Raw genomic sequence first — 19481 nt, 5'->3', positions numbered from 1 at the left:
ACCTAATCAAATTTAAACAAATTGTTGTGTTAACTCGTTAAATTGATTTTCATCTATATGAAGATTCTTTTTAGCAAGTGGGATCTCATCTAATTGTTCTATCTGCGATTCATATGAAGGTGTTTCTGTATCCTGATAAATGATGCCTTTTAATAAAGAATCATATTTAAGTACCTGCTCCATGGCTTTTTGCTTATCGGTCGCATCATAGTCTTGTATCTCATCAATATGAGTTAAATTCTCTTTAAACCAATCATACGTGTTGACTTTATTATACGTTACACAAGGTGAGAAAACATTAACGAAGGAGAATCCATCATGATTGATCGCATCTTCAAGTAGTTGAGTCAAATTCTTTATATCGCTAGAAAACCCTTGAGCCACAAACGTAGCACCTGATGACAATGCAAGTTCAAGCGGAGCAACATTTTTTTCAATATTGCCTTTAGGTGTTGATTTCGTTACAAAACCAAGGGCAGAGGAAGGAGATGTTTGCCCTTTAGTTAGACCATATATCTGATTGTCCATAATAACGTAAGTCATGTTCATATTGCGTCTTAAAGCATGTATCGTATGGCCCATACCAATTGCATAGCCATCTCCATCGCCACCAGAGGCAATGACTGTTAAATCACGATTAGCCATTTTAACCCCTTGCGCTAGAGGAAGAGCCCGTCCATGGATGCCGTGTACTCCGTATGCGTTAATATATCCTGACAGTCTGCCTGAACAACCTATACCCGTAATGATTGCTACCTCTTCAGGTTCAAGACCTACATTAGCAGCCGCTTTCTGAATTGCTGCTTGCACAGAGAAATCACCACAACCTGGGCACCAGTTTGGCTTTACATTGTTACGAAAGTCTTTAAATGTTGCCAATTAGATCATCTCCTTAATTTCTTGCGCGATTTGTATTCCTTTATCTTCAATTTCGTGTGGTAAAAATGGTGTGCCATCGTATTTAGTTTGATGAACAAGCTTATCTTCAATATTTTTAACGTTCATCTTAATGATGTTAGCTAATTGTCCTTGGTAATTGTGTTCCACGACCACTACTTTTGTAGCTTTGTCGATGGCCTGTTGCAATGTTTCTTTAGGAAATGGGTGAAGTTGACGTATGTGTAAGTGATTAACCTTGATCCCTTGTTCTTTTAAACGCGCCATACCTTCTTGGATTGCACCCTTGGTTGAAATAAAACCAAGATATAGTATATCCATTTGAGAGTTGTTGTCTTCTCCTTTAACCGGTTCCTCAATTAATAAATGTTCAGTTTTGCGCATTCTCTTCTCCATTTGTTGTATGCGGTTCTCTCTTGATTCACTCGTTTTTCCTTCTTGGTTATGTTCAACCCCTGTTACGTGATGTATCCCACCTTTTGTCCCAGGTAATGGGCGTGGAGAAATACCACTATCTGTTAAGGCATAGCGTTTAAAGTAAGACTTGTCGCCTTCTTCTCGTTCAATATCAGCAGTTATAAGTTCGCCACGATCAATTTTTATAGCATTGTAATCTAATTGTTCCACTGTTTGCTTCCCTAAAGAGAGCTGAAGATCACTGAGTATAATTACAGGACATTGATAGACTTCTGCTAAATTAAATGCTTCGATAGTTAAATAAAATGCATCTTCTGCATCAGTAGGAGCAACAACAATTTTAGGTATATCACCGTGCGTACCATAGATCATTTGCATAAGATCAGACTGTTCCTGCTTAGTAGGGAGACCTGTGGAAGGCCCGCCACGTTGAGTATTTACAATAACCAAAGGCGTTTCAGTCATACCTGACAAACCAATTGCTTCCATCATTAGAGAAAGACCTGGTCCCGCACTAGCTGTAAATGCTCGAACGCCACCATAATTTGAACCGATAGCCATATTAGCTGCAGCAATTTCATCTTCAGTTTGAACAACAGTTCCTCCAACTTTAGGTAAGTTCTCTATCATATATTCCATTATTTCTGATGCTGGCGTGATTGGATAAGCCGCCATAAAGCGTGAACCTGCTGAAATAGCACCTAAACCTATCGCATCATTACCTATCATATATAAATGGGGGTTACTTTGAGAGTAGTTTAATTGGAAGTCGCCATCAAGCGTTTCAAGTTTATCAATCATTAAATCATATCCTTGATTTAATGCTTCGATATTCATATTAACTACTTTTTCCCCTTTTTTCTCAAACATATTTTCTATTAAAGTTACAAATGTAGAAGTTTCCAAACTCATCAATGCACAAGTTGCCCCGATTGCTACCATATTCTTCATTAAAGCAGTACCTAATTCTTTTGCTGTAGCTGTAAATGGTAGCTCAATAATTTGTGCAGTACAGTTATCTGGCCTTTCAGGTTTAGCCTTACTATCTGCTATTATTACACTGTCCTCTCTCATTTCATGATGATTTACTTCTATCGTTTCTTGGTCGAAAGCTATTAGTATATCTAAATCATCACTAACAGCGTGAACAGGAGTAGTAGAAACTCTAATCTTATTATTTGTATGTCCACCTTTAATTCTACTGGAGAAGTGTCTGTAGCCATAAAGGTAATACCCTTTGCGGTTCATAGCAGTTGCAAAGATTTCACCAGTTGATTCAATACCTTCACCTTGTTGACCGCCCACTTTCCATGAAATTTGGTTTCTCATCACGCATTTCCCCCTAAGTGGATAAATTCATTCACTTTTAATCATACCAAAAAACCCCGCTAAATGACTAAGTGTAGCGAGGTTTATAAACAAATTCATACTTACGACTGATAATTAATCTAATGGATGATCATCATTAATTAATATACGTTCTATGTGCTTAGTACGTCCATCATCATCAAGATCTACAACAACACCAGAAAGTACAGCTCGTCCTTCATCTGGAATTACATGCCTTTGAGGTAAACTCGTAATAAACCGCCGAATCACTTCTTCTCGTTGAATACCTAATATCCCATCGTAATAGCCCGTCATTCCAACATCTGTAATATAACCTGTCCCTTTAGGTAAGACGCGATTATCTGAAGTTTGAATGTGAGTGTGCGTACCTACCACTACACTAGCTCTTCCATCTAGGTACCAACCCAACGCATTTTTTTCTGAAGTTGTTTCAGCATGGAAATCGACAAAAACATAAGGAGTTTCTCTTTGCGCTTCTGTTACTAATTGATCAGCTTTCTTAAAAGGATCATCGATATCTTGCATGAAGGAACGTCCCTGTAAATTTATAATCGCAAGTTTATCCGCATTGATTTGAATAAATCTCATACCTACACCAGGTGCTTCAATTGGGAAGTTAGCTGGACGCACCATTCGCTTAGCTTCATCTATAAAATCATATATCTGTCGTTGACCATAAGTGTGATTACCCATAGTCATGAAGTCTACACCTTCACGCAATAATTGTTTATATATCTTTTCAGTTAGCCCCTTACCATGTGCTGCATTTTCAGCATTCACTATTGTCACGGTAGGATGGTATTTGTGCTTTAATTTTGGTAGGTAATCAGTTATCGCCTGGCGCCCTACTTTACCTACTATATCTCCGATAAAAAGAATTCGCATGATTTATGTACATCCTCTCTTATATGTAGTCTAAAGTAAAATTGGTTTAGTGAAAAGACTATGTTTAAGAATTAACCGATTTAATTGTGTTTTAAAATAAATATAAGTGGTAAACGTATAACCAGAAACTAAAATAAATAATATAGGAGTTGTAAATTACAGATGTCAATCCATATTGATGCAGAACATTTTGCTGATTTAGTCGTTAAATCAAACCCTTCTAAAAGTGAGGATGCTGAAGATATTGCTAAAGACGCTTTAGAATTATATATCACATCTTATAGATTAGCAGAAAGATATGCACAAATCTCTTCAAATTGCTTAGATACAAATGAAATTCTTAATGAAATTAAAAATACTGATCTTGAATTCAACACATAAAAGTAAAATTTAAATAATTAAGAAAGTGAATATACAACTTAGATTGTTGTGTTTAAAAGTTACACTCTAATGACTCTATTAGAATCGTAACTACTAGTTCACTAATATATCGTTAGTTTAAATTTTTATTTATACTTGTCGTCAGGGGTTTATAGAGAAGTCAGACTGTCATTTTAGCGTCTCGTAGTCAAGTATATGAACAGTCTGGGACATAAATCCCAGAAAAAATAGAGGCTGGGACATAATGGTCTTTGACTAGAGAGAAAGAGGCTGGGACATAATGTAATGTCTCAGCCTCTTTCAGCATCTCGGCAGTAGATGACTGATTTGAAAATGCGCTTGCATTAAGCTTTTTTCAATTCTAGTCATCCTTGCCGGGGCGGGACTACGAAATCTTTTTATTTAAATTAGATTTCTGTCCCGCTCCCTCTTTCAGTTTCTTGGCAGCAGATGACTGATTTGAAAATGCGCTTGTATCAAGCTTTTTTCCATTCTAGTCATCCTTGCCGGGGCGGGACAGAAATCTTTTTATTCAAATTAGATTTCTGTCCCGCTCCCTATTTTGCATATTCAATTGCTCTAGTCTCGCGAACAACTGTCACTTTAATATGTCCAGGATACTGGAGTTCATCTTCAATTTGTTTTTTAATATCTCTTGCTAAGCGATGCGATTTTAAATCGTCAATCGCATCAGGTGCAACGATTACACGTATTTCTCTTCCTGCTTGAATAGCGAAAGCTTTTTCGACACCCTCATAACTTTCAGACAACGTCTCTAAGCGCTCTAAACGCCTTATATAATTTTCAAGTGTCTCCTTACGTGCACCAGGACGAGCTGCAGATAGGGCATCAGCAGCTGCCACAAGAATAGAAATGATTGATGTTGGTTCCACGTCACCATGATGAGAATGAATTGCATTGATTACAGTTTCACTCTCTCCATATTTCTTACCTAATTCAACACCTATCTCTACGTGACTGCCTTCGACTTCATGATCAATAGCTTTACCAACATCATGTAAAAGGCCAGCACGTTTAGCAACAGTGATGTCTTCGCCTAGTTCGGCTGCTAGCATACCTGCTAAATGTGCTACTTCAACGGAATGTTTTAAGACATTTTGGCCATAACTTGTACGGTATTTTAAACGGCCAAGAATCTTAACAAGATCTGGATGCATATTGTGCACATTGATTTCAAATGTTGCTTGTTCTCCTGCATCTCTAATTATATCATCTACTTCGTTACGTGATTTATCTACCATTTCTTCTATACGTCCTGGGTGAATTCGTCCATCTGATACTAAATTGACTAATGCGATACGTGCAATTTCACGTCGAATAGGGTCAAACCCCGATAAAATGACCGCTTCAGGCGTATCATCTATGATTAGATCTATACCTGTCAGGGTCTCAAGAGTTCGGATGTTGCGACCTTCTCTTCCAATAATACGACCTTTCATCTCATCATTTGGAAGGTTGACTACCGAAACAGTAGATTCAGATGTGTGTTCTGCAGCTATACGCTGCGCCGTTGTTGCTAACAATTCTTTCGCTTGTTTATCAACTTTTTCTTTCGCTTCTCGTTCTTTCTCCTTAACAAGTATTGCAATATCATGTGACAATTCATCTTCAACTCTTTGAAGTTGTTCATTCGCAGCTTCTTCTTGAGTGAGACCAGAGATGCGTTCCAATTCTTGTTCATGCTTATTTATTAATGATTGAACACTACTCTCTTTTGCATCTACTTGTTGTTGTTTTTCTTCAATTTCAGATTCTTTTTGCTCTAGAATCTCATCTTTTTTCTCTAAAAGATCAGATTTTCGCTCCAAGTTTTCTTCTTTTTGAAGAAGTCGGGTCTCTTGTTTTTGTAGATCACCACGCCGTTCGCGAAGTTCACTTTCTACTTGTTCTTTAAGTATTTGGTTTTCTTCTTTTGCTTCAAGCAGCTTTTCTTTTTTTACATTTTCTGCTTCTTTGTTAGCTTGATTGATAATATCTTCTGCAGTTTGTTTAGCTTGAATTTGCTTTTGATGCAAAATATTACGGGCGATGATATACCCAACAACAACACCCAGAATAATGCCTAACAAAATGAGTAGGAGGCTTAATAAATAATTCACATAAACACCTCCTTCTTTAGGACTTGTGTATATCAAATTCAATATGATTATATGAAATTATATAAGAATCATACAATGTAATTGTACGTTTTTGTGACAATGGGTGTCAAGGTTTCGACACAGGCATAAATGTATAAACGGGAGCGGGAAAGAAATCTAATTTGAACAAAAAGATTTCGTAGTCCCGCCCCGGCAAAGATGACTAGAATTGAAAAAAGCTTGATACAAGCGCATTTTCAAATCAGTCATCTACTGCCGAGATGTTGAAGAGGCTGGGATTTATGTCCCAGCCTCCTCGTTTAAATTACGAATTTAAAAAGTATAGTTAATTTTTTATGAATTTTTGAACTATATTTATTCATCAAATAAAGAAGATGGTGCCTCACTCTCTTCCTCTTCTTTAACATCTCCATCAAAAATTCCAAGTTGTTCGCGTAATTTATTATCTATTTCTTGTTTAATTTCCGGATTTTCTTTTAAGAAGTTCTTCACGTTTTCTTTACCTTGGCCCATTCTCTCTCCATTATAAGAATACCAAGCACCTGATTTATCAACGACGTCATTAGCCACACCTAAGTCAAGTAGTTCTCCTTCTTTGGATATACCTTGACCGTACATAATATCAACTTCTGCCACTTTGAAAGGAGGCGCTACTTTGTTCTTAACTATTTTTATTTTAGTTCTATTACCGACAATATCTTGACCTTGCTTCAATTGTTCAGCACGACGCACTTCTAAACGAATTGAGCTGTAGAATTTAAGCGCTCGGCCGCCTGGTGTAGTTTCAGGATTACCAAACATAACTCCGACTTTTTCACGAATTTGGTTGATAAATATGGCAGTGGTATTAGATTTAGATATTGCAGCCGATAGTTTACGCAATGCTTGAGACATTAAACGTGCTTGTAAACCTACGTGAGCGTCTCCCATTTCACCTTCAATTTCAGCTTTTGGAGTAAGCGCAGCTACCGAGTCAACTACAACCATGTCAACAGCACCACTACGCACGAATGCTTCTGCTATCTCAAGCCCTTGTTCACCATGATCTGGTTGAGATAAGTACAAGTTATCAATGTCAACTCCTAACGCTTCTGCATATACTGGATCCAACGCGTGTTCCGCGTCAATAAATGCAGCTACGCCGCCTTTTTTCTGAACTTCAGCAATAGCATGAAGTGCTACAGTGGTCTTACCAGAGCTTTCTGGACCATAAATTTCAATAATTCTGCCTTTAGGATATCCCCCTACTCCAAGAGCATTATCTAAAGTTACAGAACCGCTTGATATACTTGAAACTTTGCGACCTTTATTATCACCGAGTTTCATGACTGCACCTTTACCAAAGGATTTTTCCATATTTTTTATTACTGTATCTAGCGCTTTTTGACGTTCATTATCCAATGCTGGACCTCCTATATTTAACGTTATTCTCGTAAATTTATCTTACCTTAACTATACACGTTCTTATTCTAAATCGCAAGGATTTTGCGAATATTTGTTCGCTAATACAAAGGGGTATTGTTTAAATAAACGAACGCATGTACTCATATTGTTAACTTTTAGCTTCGTAACCATTCTAAAATACGTATTAAAGTGTAATTAGGTGTTCTAGTTTTAATTAAGTTGCGCTTTTTAGTCATTTTAAACGTATAACAAGCTAACTCATGGTTCTCAAGAATGCCTAGATAGACATTTTCTCTTTCTTCTAATACTGAAATACCAACTTGGGTGTTATAAAGTCGACTCACCAGCTCAGCACTAATTTTTAATTTAGCTTTAATCTCCATATTATTATCAACAAATACTGAAGAATTAGTTAGCATCCCTTTTAAGATAGAATTAGAATCATAATTCTTCATTCTAGAATATAACAATCCTTCTGTAACACCATCGTATATAGCGAAGGAGCTGTGAAATTGATTCATGACCGCTTCTTCAATTTCTACTTCATCAGAAGCATAATAATATTTGCCGATACGCTCTAATATACTTGTTTTTATGGGATCAATCTTCTTCTGACATACTTGTTGATTTTTACCATTAGCTGTTAATCTAACCTTAACTTCATGGCTCCCTGCTAAGGGTGCAATAGTCGGGTTATGTTGACTCTCAATTAAATCCATAAGTTCAGTTTCAACACGAGATTCCCCAATACCAGCAAACTTTAACATTTCTGAATAAATAATTTGCTCACTTTCTGTCATTAAAGGTAATAATTCATTTTTCGCCATAGGACGATTCTCTATAGGCGGGCCTGGAAGCATTACAACATGTTTGCCTTCATGTTCTACGTAAATACCAGGTGCCATTCCCACTTTGTTCTCTAGCACTTTACTTCCTTCAATAACCAAAGCTTGTTGACGATTATTTGGAGTCATTTCTTGGTGTTGCTCTTTAAAGTAAGATTCAATGTAATTTAATGCTTTTTCATCTATGACAAGCTCTTTTCCGAGAATTTTAGCAACTGTATGCTTAGTTAAATCATCTTTGGTAGGCCCTAAACCGCCTGTTAAAACGACTGCTTCATAATGATTGAGCATTTGGCGAACTACGCGTTCTAAACGCTCAGGGTTATCACCTATAACAGCATGTTCTATAACGCTGTGACCTGCCTCATTAAATAATTGAGACAGATATTGGCCATTCGTATTATTAATCTGACCGAGTAAAAGTTCAGAGCCAACCGCAATAATTCCAATCTTCATTCTAATTGTCACCCACATTTCAATAAGTACTTAACAGAGTATATTATTCCACATATCCTAAAATGCAAACTTGTACATTAAGTGTACCTATTTTGATAATACTAGTTAAAAGTTAAATGCTTTAGAACCTAATGGACAAACATTTACTGTCCGAAGTATAAACGCACTCTAACTCCGAAAGAAATTACTATTCAACTAAGATGTTGAGACATAAAATTTCTGTGATCTGGGAAACCGATGAATGACCTCCCAAAAACAAGATTGTCGACAGAAACGCTCACGATTCGTGAGCGGGACAGAAATCTATTTTGAATAAAAAGATTTCGTCGTCCCGCCCCGGCAAGGATGACTAGAATTGAAAAAAGCTTGATACAAGCGCGTTTTCAAATCAGTCATCTACTGCCAAGATGCTGAAGGGAGCGGGACAGAAATCTATTTTGAATAAAAAGATTTCGTCGTCCCGCCCCGGCAAGGATGACTAGAATTGAAAAAAGCTTGATACAAGCGCATTTTCAAATCAGTCATCTACTGCCAAGATGCTGAAAAAGGCTGGGATTTATGTCCCAGCCTCTTTCTCTCTAGTCAAAGACCTTTATTTTCCAGCCTCCTCTTAAGAGGAAAATCGACAAATCACTCTTTATTTTTTTACTTTAAAGACATCTCTGCCTTTATAAAAATATTCTATTCCGGAGAGTACTGTGAAGAACACGCCTATGTATAATAGGACGACTCCTAACGGGAAATGTAAGAACTTAATAAAAGGTTCTCCTAATAATATCCATACTAGAGCAACCATAGTAACAGCTGTCTTTATTTTTCCAAGCTGTCCTGCAGCACTGACGAATCCTTGCTCAATTTGAAGCAAACGCAAACCTGTAACAGCAAATTCTCTGGCTATTATAATTATAGTTACCACGGCATTAATTTTATCAATTTGAACTAGCGCAATTAGAGCGCTGGCTACAAGCAATTTATCTGCTAAAGGATCTAAAAATTTACCCATATTTGAAACGAGATTCCATTTACGTGCAAGATACCCGTCTAAAAAGTCGCTCAATGACGCGAGTATAAATATTAAACCACTTATGAATAATTCTATTCTGATCTCACTACCTGCTAGAAAAGAGATCTTTCCCATTCCAAAGTCACATAAAGAGAAAATTAAGAAGATAGGTATCAGAATAACTCTAAACACCGTTATCCAATTCGGTATATTCATCAAAAATCCTCATTTCTTTATTGTAAAATAATAAATATCTTTAGAAAATAATTACTGCTAAAATCCATATGATTGCTGTTATAATAACGATACCACAGGTAACAACTAATAACTGTATAGCTTCATTATTTTTACTGCGATATGTAGGCGTATCCTCTCGTTTAAAAGCTTTAATAGTCGAGAGAATCGTTTGATCTTGATTAGGAATTTCTTGCCGGTGAGCTTCTATTAAATGCTCAGCATCAAAGTTTACAGCATTCGCATATTTAGAGATTAATCCTTCAGAATAATGTGGATTACTAAGTGCTTCAAAGTCGTTATCTTCAATTAACCTCAAAGTATGACGTTTAATTTCTGTTTGTTTCTCAAGTTCCGATAAAGTCATTCCTAAACGTTCTCTTCGCCCTTTCAATACTTGACCAACGCGTTCCACTTAGCAAGCCCTCCTATCACATCGTTAGCTTATCACTCAAAGAAACCGAAGCCTCCACCGAAGCCATCTCCAAATTCGTCATTTCCAAAGCTTAAGTTATTCTTACTTTTAACAGTATGTTTCTTCATCTCTTCATACTGTATTTCTTGATCTTTATTCTCTCTCAGCTCAATAATATAGTCGAAGTCACTCATTTCGTAATCACTTGTTTCAATGAATAAATCAGGATGTTCTACCACTTTAATTGAAGGTAATTTCATAACTTCTTTGACTAGGTCTTGATGTTTTTGGTTCGCTTCCCTAGCAGTCACCGCGCCATCAATTATATATACATGATCAGCGTCATATTCACCTTTGATTAATGAGCTCCGCACTGTCTGTTTGATCAGTGTTGAACTTATGAAAAGCCAACGCTTATGAGCACAGACGCTAGCTGCAACAATTGATTCAGTCTTACCTACACGAGGCATCCCTCGTATTCCTATTAATTTATGCTCATTTTCCTTAAACAATTCCGCCATAAAATCGACGAGTAAACCTAAATCTTCTCGCTCAAAACGGAAAGTTTTTTTATCATCTGCATCCTGTTCTATGTATCGACCGTGGCGCACAGCTAATCGGTCTCTTAAATCAGGTTCGCGGAGTTTCGTAATTGTAATATCATCTATTTCTTGAACGATATTTTCAAACCTTTTTACTTTCTCAAGGTTATCGGTCTTTATTAACAAACCTCGACGACTCTCTTCAATTCCATTAATAGTGACAATACTTATACCCATCATCCCTAATAAGCTAGAAACGTCACCTAATAAACCAGCACGATTAATCGTTATATCATATTCTAAATACCATTCTTTTTTAGTATCAACAGCCATATCATCTACCCCTTTGTCCTAAATAAGCGCATGACATTCATGTAGAAATTGATGTAAGTGTTGAGAATAAAGTAAGCCCGTAGTAGCTGACTAATTATAAATGGGTGTAAATTTTTTAAATTCTAGTCAGCTTTTATGGGAAAGGCCTATGAAACGAAATATCTTCTAACTCGCTCTCATTGACACTCACACTTCGATTCACTTATTCTCTGGATTATGTGTATTATAACATTCTAACTAGTTTCATGGGATAAAAATTTAAGAAGTAAATTTACAAATTACACATACCATGCACCATTGACCTTTTGAACTGTACCGGTAATACTTTTAGCCAATGGATGACATAGAAAGCTGCAAACATGAGCGACTTCTTCAGGCTCTATTAACCTTTGCTGAGGTAACTCTTCAACCATGTTTCGTAACGCTGCTTCATCAAACTCAGCAGACATTCTTCCATTGACAAACCCAGGTGTTATTGCATTAACTGTTACTTCAGTTAACGCTAACTCTTGACTTAACGACTTTACAAAACCGAGCTGAGCGCTTTTCATTGTGGAATATATCGTCTCCAAGCTAGCACCCGTCTCACCCCAAATTGAAGAAATAACTACTAGTCTACCATTGTCACTTTGACGTAGTTGATCAATAAAGAACTGGGTCAAATTTATAAGTTGTTTAACGTTAATTTGATAACATGCCTCTATTTGTGCCTCATCCATATCTTGTAATAAACCGTATAAACTAGCCCCTGAGCTATAAATTAACGCATCAAGATTGTTAATAAATCCAAATTTCTCTTCAAGATCAACCGCTTCACTTAAATCTGCTTGGACAAATTGTACTGGTTGATTCTTATATAGAGCGGTCAAATCATTTAGATTCGCTCGATGATAGTGAACTATCACTTCGTAACCGTCGTCAATTAAGCGTTGTGTAATAGCAGCTCCAATACTACCAGAGCCTCCAATAACTAGAGCCTTCACTTTATTTCATCTCCAAACGGCTATCTACTACATGTGTTAAGTCTAAATAAGTTCGTGAAGTTTCATTAATACTTTCAAGCGTTATATCTTCAATGATTTCTAATAAATCGAACAAGCTTACTCCTTCAAAGAACAATTTAGTGTATTGATTTGCTATATATTCGGGCGAATTCAAACCTGATATAAATTCTCCAATAAATTGTTTTTTTAACAACTCAAAGCCTTCACTATCTTTAAGTTTACCACGTCGTTGTCGTAACTCAGAGAGTATAAGTTCTTTTAATTCCTGCGGTTGATCCGTTGCACTAGTAATTAAAGAAAAGCAATATGATGGCTCGAGCATAAACTGATAGCCAAATGTTTCATCTATAAGTTCATGATTTAACAGATATTGATAAAATTCAGTTTCCTCTCCTAATACCATTTCGTAAAATAAAGTCATTTCTAAATCGCGCTGAATATATTTTCGAGGTGGTTCATCTATTGGTTTAGTCTTGAAGCCAAGCATTAAACGCGGTGATTTAATACGCATTTCTTCGCTTATACGAGGTAAATTGACTTCTCTAGGATCACTTAACGCCTCTCTTTCTATTCTAGGTTGCGCCTGCTTATTACGCTTACTCTCATGAGCCTGTACAAGATTTACAATAGCGCTAGGATCGACATCACCTACTACGAACAGTACCATGTTAGATGGATGATAGAATGTTTCATAACACAAGTAGAGATCTTCTTTCGTTATATGTGAAATACTATCAACACTTCCAGCTATATCTACGCGAATAGGATGTTTATGATAAAGTGCTCTCAGTGTATTAAACATCAATTTATAAGCTGGTTGCTCTTGATACATTTTAATCTCTTCTGCAATAATCCCTTTTTCTTTTTCTACTGTTTCATCAGTAAAGTAAGGGGTCTCTACCATTTCTAGTAAACGCTTAATGTTGCGTTCGACGTGATCAGTAGCACTAAATAAATAACTTGTTCGATCAAAACTTGTAAAGGCATTAACTTGAGCATTATCTTCAGCAAATTGAGTGAACAGGTCTTCACCTTCTTGTTCAAATAACTTATGTTCTAAAAAATGTGCCACTCCATCTGGTACCGTGACAAAATCGTCTTTACCGTGAGGTTTAAATCTAGAATCCAGTGATCCAAATTGAGTAGTATAAGTGACATAAGTCTTTTGAAAGCCAGGCTTAGGAATAACAAAGAGTCTCAAGCCGTTATCCATAGTCGTTTGGTACACTTTCTCATCTATTTGTTCGTAATAAAGTTCCTCCATTATACCTCTCCCCCCTCTTCTTGAGCTAATATATAAACAGTATCTAACTGAGTTTCTAAAGCAAGATTAATGACTTCTTCTTTGGTTACACTGTTGACGCCCTTGACAAAGGCGTCATGAGTTAATGGTTCATCGAGTAATATACTATTGTTTAGTATTTCAATCATACTTTTAGGTCGGTCTTGAGATTCATTGCGTTGAGAGATAAGTACTTTTTTAGCTAATTCTAATTGCGTGTCACTAAATTCACCACGTTGTAATTTTTCAAATTCACCTATTATCGTCTTTTTAGCTTGGTTATATTTAGCTGATGAAACTCCGCTTAATACAAACATGTAACCGTTTTTAGCATCTATTTGCGAATGAATTGAATAAGCTAAACTTTGCTTCTCTCTTAATTCATTGAATAAAACGGATGAAGGATCTCCTCCATAAATCATATTCAACACAATCATAGAATAATAATCTTTATGGCCAAATCGCGTTGGGAAAGTAAAACCTAAGTTTACTTTCGCTTGATCAACGTCATCTCTTTCAACGACATAACATGGTTTGTCATGTCTCTCTTTAAGAGGTTCGGCTACTGAAGTATTTAATTGTCGTTTATTTATATGTATATGTTTATTAAATAACTGAGTAACATTTGTCTTATCCACGTTTCCGACTACATAAGCCACACAATAATCGTTTTCTAACATACTCATATAAGTATGGTATAAAGATTTAGGTGTAATATCTGATATATCTTCTAATCTACCTGATGATAAATGTCTATAAGGGTGGTTTCCAAACATATGTTGAAGTAACTTTAAAAAAGAATATTGAGGTTTATTATCTACTACTGCTTCTAATTTCTTTTTCAATAAAGACTTTTCTTGAGTTACGAAATTAGAATTAAAGGCTTGGCCTTCAAGTAGTGGATTCGTTATAATCTCGGCCAACAGTTCAATACCTTTCTCAACGAGTGGTGTTTGATCTTTTAAATAACGTTCATTTACTATTTCGAGCGATATCGAAATGACGTGGTTATTTTTAAATTTCGTAACATGACTATTTACATAAGCTCCATATAAATTTGACAAGTACCGATTGAAGGCCTTATCTGTTGGCCATTGGTTAGTCGCTCTTACCAATACCTTACTTAATAGAGCGCGAGATGTAATCGTCTCTTCTTCAAGCGGTGCTATAAATTTAACTGTCAGGGTAGTCGTTTTAAATTTAGGTGTTTGAATAATATGTAACAAGTTATTATTGTCTCTATGATTTGTTGTCAATGTACCAACCTCTCTTTCTAGTTATGTTAATTTATAATACTTGAAATAAAATTGATGAGCCTAATTGATAAATACTACTTTTTCAACGTTCGAATTAAAATGATGACTATGTATTTTTTATTTCCAACTACCCTTTCTAGAAGACGAGTTAACATAAAGGGTGCAATTTGATAGCATAATTTAACTTTGATGCTCAGGCTTTTCCATCTTATTCTTTACTACTAAAGGACTATACATGATAAATAAAGAGAGATTGAGGCCTAACAATCGTTGCTGAAATAACTACTTTAGCCTCAATCTATATGAACTCTTAGCTACTCTTCCTCACTGGGAGGTTCTACTAAAATTTGACGCGGTTTGCTACCCTTTTGAGGACCAATAACTTGATTCTGTTCTAAATCGTCCATAAGTCGCGATGCGCGATTATATCCAATTCTAAATTGACGTTGTAGTAAAGAAGTACTTGCTTTTTGTTTGTCTACGACGAATGCATATGCTTCCTCGTATAGCGAATCCTCGCTTTGCATTTCTGATTTGTCGACTGGAGCGTCTGGTTCCATCTCTTTGACATAATTAGCTTTTTGTTGTTCAACAACGTAATTAACTACCGTCTGAACTTCTTGGTCACTTAAAAATGCACCTTGAACTCTAGTGTTAGTCGAACCACCACTCGCTTCGTATAACATATCGCCTTTACCTAATAATTTCTCTGCTCCTGATGCACCTAAGATAGTTCGGGAATCGGTTTGAGAGCTCACTGCAAAAGCAATACGAGAAGGAATGTTATTTTTTATCAAACCAGTTATGACATCAACAGATGGTCTTTGCGTAGCCACGATGAGATGAATCCCTGCAGCTCTGGCCATTTGAGTAATACGCTGAATAGCGTTCTCTACTTCTTTACCAGCTACCATCATCAAATCCGCAAGCTCGTCAACTATGACCACTATATATGGCAATTCGGCTTGCTTCTCATTCAGTTCTTGATTTTGACGACGAATATATTGATTATATCCCTCAATATTACGAGTAGAGCTATGTTGAAATAGATCATAACGGCGTTCCATTTCTGCTACAATCTTCTCCAAAGCCTGTGAAGCTTTGTGAGGATTCGTAACTACAGGTATTAATAAGTGAGGGATCCCATTATAGACGTTGAGTTCCACCATCTTAGGGTCGATAAGCATCAATTTCACTTCATGTGGTTTCGCATTCAGCAAGATACTCGTTATAATACCGTTAATGCAAACTGATTTACCACTGCCTGTAGAACCTGCTACTAGAAGATGTGGCATCTCATTTAATTGTACGGTTATTGGATCTCCTGAAATATCTCTCCCAAGACCAACCTCTAGCTTATTCTGCGCTGGAAAGCTCTCTTCTAATACTTCTTTAAGCGACACTAATGATACCTTATCATTCGGCACTTCTATACCTACAGCAGACTTTCCAGGAATAGGGGCTTCAATCCGCACATCTTTAGCAGCTAACGCGAGTGCAATATCACTGTGTAAATTAACTATTTTACTCACTTTAACCCCCTGAGCAGGTTGTATTTCATATTGTGTTACCGCTGGGCCGATCTTAATCTGAGTCACTTTAGCGTCAACACCAAAGTTTTTTAAAGTATTTTCGAGTAAACGTCCTTTTTTCTGAACCTCAGATTTAGTGGTTGTTTGTTGTTTAGGGGGGCGATTTAATAAAGATAACGGAGGTACTTGATAAGCTTCATTTTCAACTTCTCCTGCTTCAGAAATAGAATTTTCTTCATTGTTATCATCTTGTGAAACAGCGCCACTATGAGTTTTTGAACCTCTTTCATCATCACTTCTAGATGATGTTTCATGCATTTGAGCATTATCAATACGCTTGCTCTCGTTCTTGGCATCTTGTCTGTCACTACTATCACTATGACCATATATTGGAATCGACGCTGATTGGGATGGTTTTTGAGGAACTTCAGGGAACTCAGAGACGTCTGTGACGGTCTCTTTATCTTCATTCTTAGCTTGTGCTTTACGTTCTTCGGTTCTCTCTGCCTTCAAACGAGCTTTAGCTTCTTTTTTAACTTTATTTTCTTTACGCCGATCCTTCATACGCTCTGATGCAGATTGGCTCTTAACTTTTATATTATCAAATAAGTCTTTGGCGACGTCTCTATGGCGGCGCTTAGTTAATAGAATACAACCTGATATGATAAGTAGAAGTGTTATGATAACTACCCCTACAATTGAAATGAGAGGTTCAAATACCTTTATTAAATAAAACCCTAATAATCCTCCGCCATAGTTAGGAAAATGCGTATGAGCATAAGATCTATATACATGGATTAAGACTGGTTCCCTTTCCGATTTAACGGTATGGGCAAGTCTGAAGATAATTTGGAATAAAAAGAGCGTAGCGAACTGTAATACGATGACCCCAATAGCAGGTCGAGTCTTAGGTATAGCTTTATAAAAAGCTACAGCTATCGTATAAATAAGTATAAGTACATAGGTTAAGTATCTACTCCAACCAAATAAATAATTAAAAAAGCTATCTATCATCTGACCTATAATACCTAATTGTAAGGTACCTAATACGAGTAAGATTAATATAATTACCGCAATTATGTATCGGAGCGGACTTTCTGATTTATTTTTAGTTGAACGCTTTTTTCTCGTTTGAGAAGATTTCTTGTTTGTCGTTTTTTTCTTAGATTGAGCCAAACTTTTACACCTTCTTTAACTCTCTATTTAGCATTTAAGATGAAAGAGGTAAAGACAGCAAGCGAATGACCTGCTTTCACAACATAGCTGTAATATAACATCCATCCGCTTCGTCTCAACCTCTTTAAAATTTTATCTTATTATATTTCGGAGATTACAGGAATAATCATTGGTCGGCGTTTAGTATTTTCAAATAAAAGTTTGCTTATTTGATCACGCATGTTCTGTTTAATCTCAGACCACTCAATACGTTTTTCTTGTAATCCTTGATCTACTATTTCTTTTACTTTTCTTTCCGCTTCATGTAATAATTCTTCACTTTCTCTCACATACACGAAACCTCGCGACTGTATTTCTGGACCAGCAGCGATGCGACGATTGCGTGGATCAAGTGTCACAACAGCGATAAAGATACCATCTTCAGCCAATAGATGTCTGTCTCGTAACACGATGTTTCCTACGTCGCCTACGCCTAATCCATCAATGAGCACATTACCTGAGTTAACTTTTTCATTTAGAATCATTTCTTTACCGTCATAGTTAACAACATCGCCTTTTTCAACAAGGAAAATCTTTTCAGGGTCGACTCCTGATTCGTTGGCTAATTTAGCATGAGCAATTTGCATTTTAAATTCACCATTTACCGGTATAAAATACTCTGGACGCATGAGGTTAATCATCATTTTTAACTCTTCCATACACCCGTGACTAGAGGCGTGAATCTTACTATTATTTGGGATGATTTCTGCTCCCGCACGCACGAGCTCATTCAAGGTGTTTCCAACAATAACTTCCATACTAGCTGAAGCTGTAATAGCTAAGAATACTGAATCCCCTTCTTCAATATTCATTATATTATGTTTTTGTTGTGCCATTTTATTTAAAGCTTCTACAGGTTCGCCTTGCATCCCTGTTGCTATAATAATAACTTCATTTTTAGGATAGTTCTCTATTTCATTGATCGGCACTAATAGATCTTTAGGTATATCGAAATACCCCATCTTACGCGCAGTATTGAAAGATGATTCTAACGAACGGCCTAAGAACGAAACCTTGCGATTGAGTCGACTAGCTATGTTCAGTACTTGTTGGATGCGTACGAAATTAGAAGCATAGCATGATACGATCAAACGACCTTTCACTTTCGTAAACGCATCATACATGTGGCGTTCGATCACATTCTCTGGTGTGTTATAACCCGGTTTCTCTGCCTCAGCTGAATCACTGATCAAAGCAAAGACACCCTCTTCACCTATCTCAGTCATTTTTTTAATGTCAGGTGCATACTGACCATGTAAGCTTTGATCAAATTTAAATTCTCCAGTATAGACAATTGCTCCATACGAAGTATGAAGACATACACCTAAACTATCAGGTATGCTATGCGTAGTATTGAAGAACGTCACGTTCACACCTTTAAAGCGCATCACGGATTCGTCATTAACGACATAATATCTAATCTTCTTATTGACATTACGCGCTTTAACACTCTCTTTAACCAATGCAAGCGTTAAACGTGAACCGTACACTGGGGCGTCTACTTGCTCTAAAACATAGGATGCTGCACCAATCGCATGCTCGTGTCCATGAGTTAGAAAAATTCCTTTTAGACGATGTTTATTCTCGACTACATATTGAATATCAGGAATAACCACGTCTACGCCAAGCATTTCATCTTCTGGGAACATAAGCCCTGCATCGAGCATGAACATTTCATCGTCTACTTCGACGATATACATATTCTTCGCAATCTCCCCGACGCCACCAAGAGGAATTATACGAATATCTTTATTTTTTTTCTTTATTAAACTCAAAATTTTACCTCCTATTTTGAATCCCCGACCATACAAACTCATAGTATATTATAAGTTAAATTAATAATTATGTACACTATAAAAGTATTCAATGAAGTCCGCATACACGCTTACTATTAAAGTTTTACGCAATTT

The 19481-nt window shown here is 36.5% G+C and carries 14 protein-coding genes and 2 pseudogenes; 1 reads left to right on the top strand and 15 read right to left on the bottom strand.

Annotated elements, in window-relative coordinates:
• Positions 1-12 precede the first annotated feature (12 nt).
• From N9R04_RS08985 to N9R04_RS08975, 3 genes are all read right to left on the bottom strand, one after another.
• On the bottom strand, positions 13-879 hold the full coding sequence (locus N9R04_RS08985; protein WP_262856451.1) for a 2-oxoacid:ferredoxin oxidoreductase subunit beta: 867 nt from the start codon (positions 877-879) through the stop codon (positions 13-15).
• On the bottom strand, positions 880-2643 hold the full coding sequence (locus tag N9R04_RS08980) for a 2-oxoacid:acceptor oxidoreductase subunit alpha (RefSeq protein WP_262856448.1): 1764 nt from the start codon (positions 2641-2643) through the stop codon (positions 880-882).
• A 114-nt stretch (positions 2644-2757) separates the two neighbouring features.
• The gene (locus N9R04_RS08975; protein WP_262856447.1) at positions 2758-3549 is read right to left on the bottom strand and encodes a TIGR00282 family metallophosphoesterase; all 792 of its coding nucleotides are present in this window, start codon (positions 3547-3549) and stop codon (positions 2758-2760) included.
• 162 nt (positions 3550-3711) lie between these two features.
• Between N9R04_RS08975 and N9R04_RS08970 the strand changes: the two genes are divergently transcribed.
• The gene (locus tag N9R04_RS08970) at positions 3712-3930 is read left to right on the top strand and encodes a hypothetical protein (protein WP_262856446.1); all 219 of its coding nucleotides are present in this window, start codon (positions 3712-3714) and stop codon (positions 3928-3930) included.
• A gap of 557 nt (positions 3931-4487) precedes the next feature.
• Here the strand turns inward: N9R04_RS08970 and rny are convergent.
• The 12 genes and pseudogenes from rny to rnjB all read right to left on the bottom strand — a co-directional run bounded on the left by rny (position 4488) and on the right by rnjB (position 19346).
• Positions 4488-6050, bottom strand: a complete 1563-nt coding sequence (gene rny / locus N9R04_RS08965) for a ribonuclease Y (RefSeq protein WP_262856445.1) — start codon at positions 6048-6050, stop codon at positions 4488-4490.
• A 354-nt stretch (positions 6051-6404) separates the two neighbouring features.
• Positions 6405-7451 (bottom strand): recombinase RecA, encoded by a 1047-nt coding sequence (recA, locus tag N9R04_RS08960; RefSeq protein WP_262856444.1) that lies wholly within the window; start codon positions 7449-7451, stop codon positions 6405-6407.
• Between the two features lie 158 nt (positions 7452-7609).
• Positions 7610-8755: a CinA family nicotinamide mononucleotide deamidase-related protein gene (locus tag N9R04_RS08955; RefSeq protein WP_262856443.1), complete on the bottom strand. Its 1146-nt coding sequence runs from the start codon at positions 8753-8755 to the stop codon at positions 7610-7612.
• Between the two features lie 637 nt (positions 8756-9392).
• On the bottom strand, positions 9393-9974 hold the full coding sequence (gene pgsA, locus N9R04_RS08950) for a CDP-diacylglycerol--glycerol-3-phosphate 3-phosphatidyltransferase (protein ID WP_262856442.1): 582 nt from the start codon (positions 9972-9974) through the stop codon (positions 9393-9395).
• Between the two features lie 40 nt (positions 9975-10014).
• Entirely contained in the window at positions 10015-10407 is a 393-nt protein-coding gene (locus tag N9R04_RS08945; protein WP_262856441.1) for a helix-turn-helix domain-containing protein, read from the bottom strand.
• Between the two features lie 32 nt (positions 10408-10439).
• A complete protein-coding gene (locus tag N9R04_RS08940; RefSeq protein WP_262856440.1) occupies positions 10440-11282 on the bottom strand; it encodes a YmfK family protein in 843 nt (280 codons plus the stop codon).
• Between the two features lie 278 nt (positions 11283-11560).
• Complete coding sequence (gene ymfI, locus N9R04_RS08935; RefSeq protein ID WP_262856439.1) at positions 11561-12265, bottom strand: elongation factor P 5-aminopentanone reductase; 705 nt, start codon at positions 12263-12265, stop codon at positions 11561-11563.
• 1 nt (position 12266) lies between these two features.
• On the bottom strand, positions 12267-13550 hold the full coding sequence (yfmH, locus tag N9R04_RS08930) for an EF-P 5-aminopentanol modification-associated protein YfmH (RefSeq protein ID WP_262856438.1): 1284 nt from the start codon (positions 13548-13550) through the stop codon (positions 12267-12269).
• Positions 13550-14824, bottom strand: a complete 1275-nt coding sequence (yfmF, locus tag N9R04_RS08925) for an EF-P 5-aminopentanol modification-associated protein YfmF (RefSeq protein WP_262856437.1) — start codon at positions 14822-14824, stop codon at positions 13550-13552. The genes yfmH and yfmF overlap by 1 nt, the downstream gene beginning before the upstream one ends.
• Before the next feature lie 314 nt (positions 14825-15138).
• Positions 15139-16590: pseudogene (locus tag N9R04_RS11495) on the bottom strand (DNA translocase FtsK); the annotation flags it as partial.
• Positions 16591-17034: 444 nt separating this feature from the next.
• Positions 17035-17370, bottom strand: a pseudogene (locus tag N9R04_RS11490) (cell division protein FtsK); the annotation flags it as partial.
• A 302-nt stretch (positions 17371-17672) separates the two neighbouring features.
• A complete protein-coding gene (gene rnjB / locus N9R04_RS08915) occupies positions 17673-19346 on the bottom strand; it encodes a ribonuclease J2 (RefSeq protein WP_262856435.1) in 1674 nt (557 codons plus the stop codon).
• Between the last annotated feature and the right edge of the window lie 135 nt (positions 19347-19481).

Source organism: Staphylococcus marylandisciuri (assembly GCF_025519785.1).
Classification (GTDB): Bacteria; Bacillota; Bacilli; order Staphylococcales; family Staphylococcaceae; genus Staphylococcus; species Staphylococcus marylandisciuri.
The sequence above is the reverse complement of the archived record's forward strand: the minus strand, read 5'-3'. Positions and strand labels throughout refer to the sequence as shown.

Excerpts from the sequence above, each read along its gene's own strand:
- pgsA (WP_262856442.1), bottom strand. The coding sequence starts at position 9,974 with ATGAATATACCGAATTGGATAACGGTGTTTAGAGTTATTCTGATACCT.
- N9R04_RS08940 (WP_262856440.1), bottom strand. The coding sequence starts at position 11,282 with ATGGCTGTTGATACTAAAAAAGAATGGTATTTAGAATATGATATAACG.
- yfmH (WP_262856438.1), bottom strand. The coding sequence starts at position 13,550 with ATGGAGGAACTTTATTACGAACAAATAGATGAGAAAGTGTACCAAACG.
- N9R04_RS08975 (WP_262856447.1), bottom strand. The coding sequence starts at position 3,549 with ATGCGAATTCTTTTTATCGGAGATATAGTAGGTAAAGTAGGGCGCCAG.
- N9R04_RS08970 (WP_262856446.1), top strand. The coding sequence starts at position 3,712 with ATGTCAATCCATATTGATGCAGAACATTTTGCTGATTTAGTCGTTAAA.
- N9R04_RS08980 (WP_262856448.1), bottom strand. The coding sequence starts at position 2,643 with ATGAGAAACCAAATTTCATGGAAAGTGGGCGGTCAACAAGGTGAAGGT.
- N9R04_RS08955 (WP_262856443.1), bottom strand. The coding sequence starts at position 8,755 with ATGAAGATTGGAATTATTGCGGTTGGCTCTGAACTTTTACTCGGTCAG.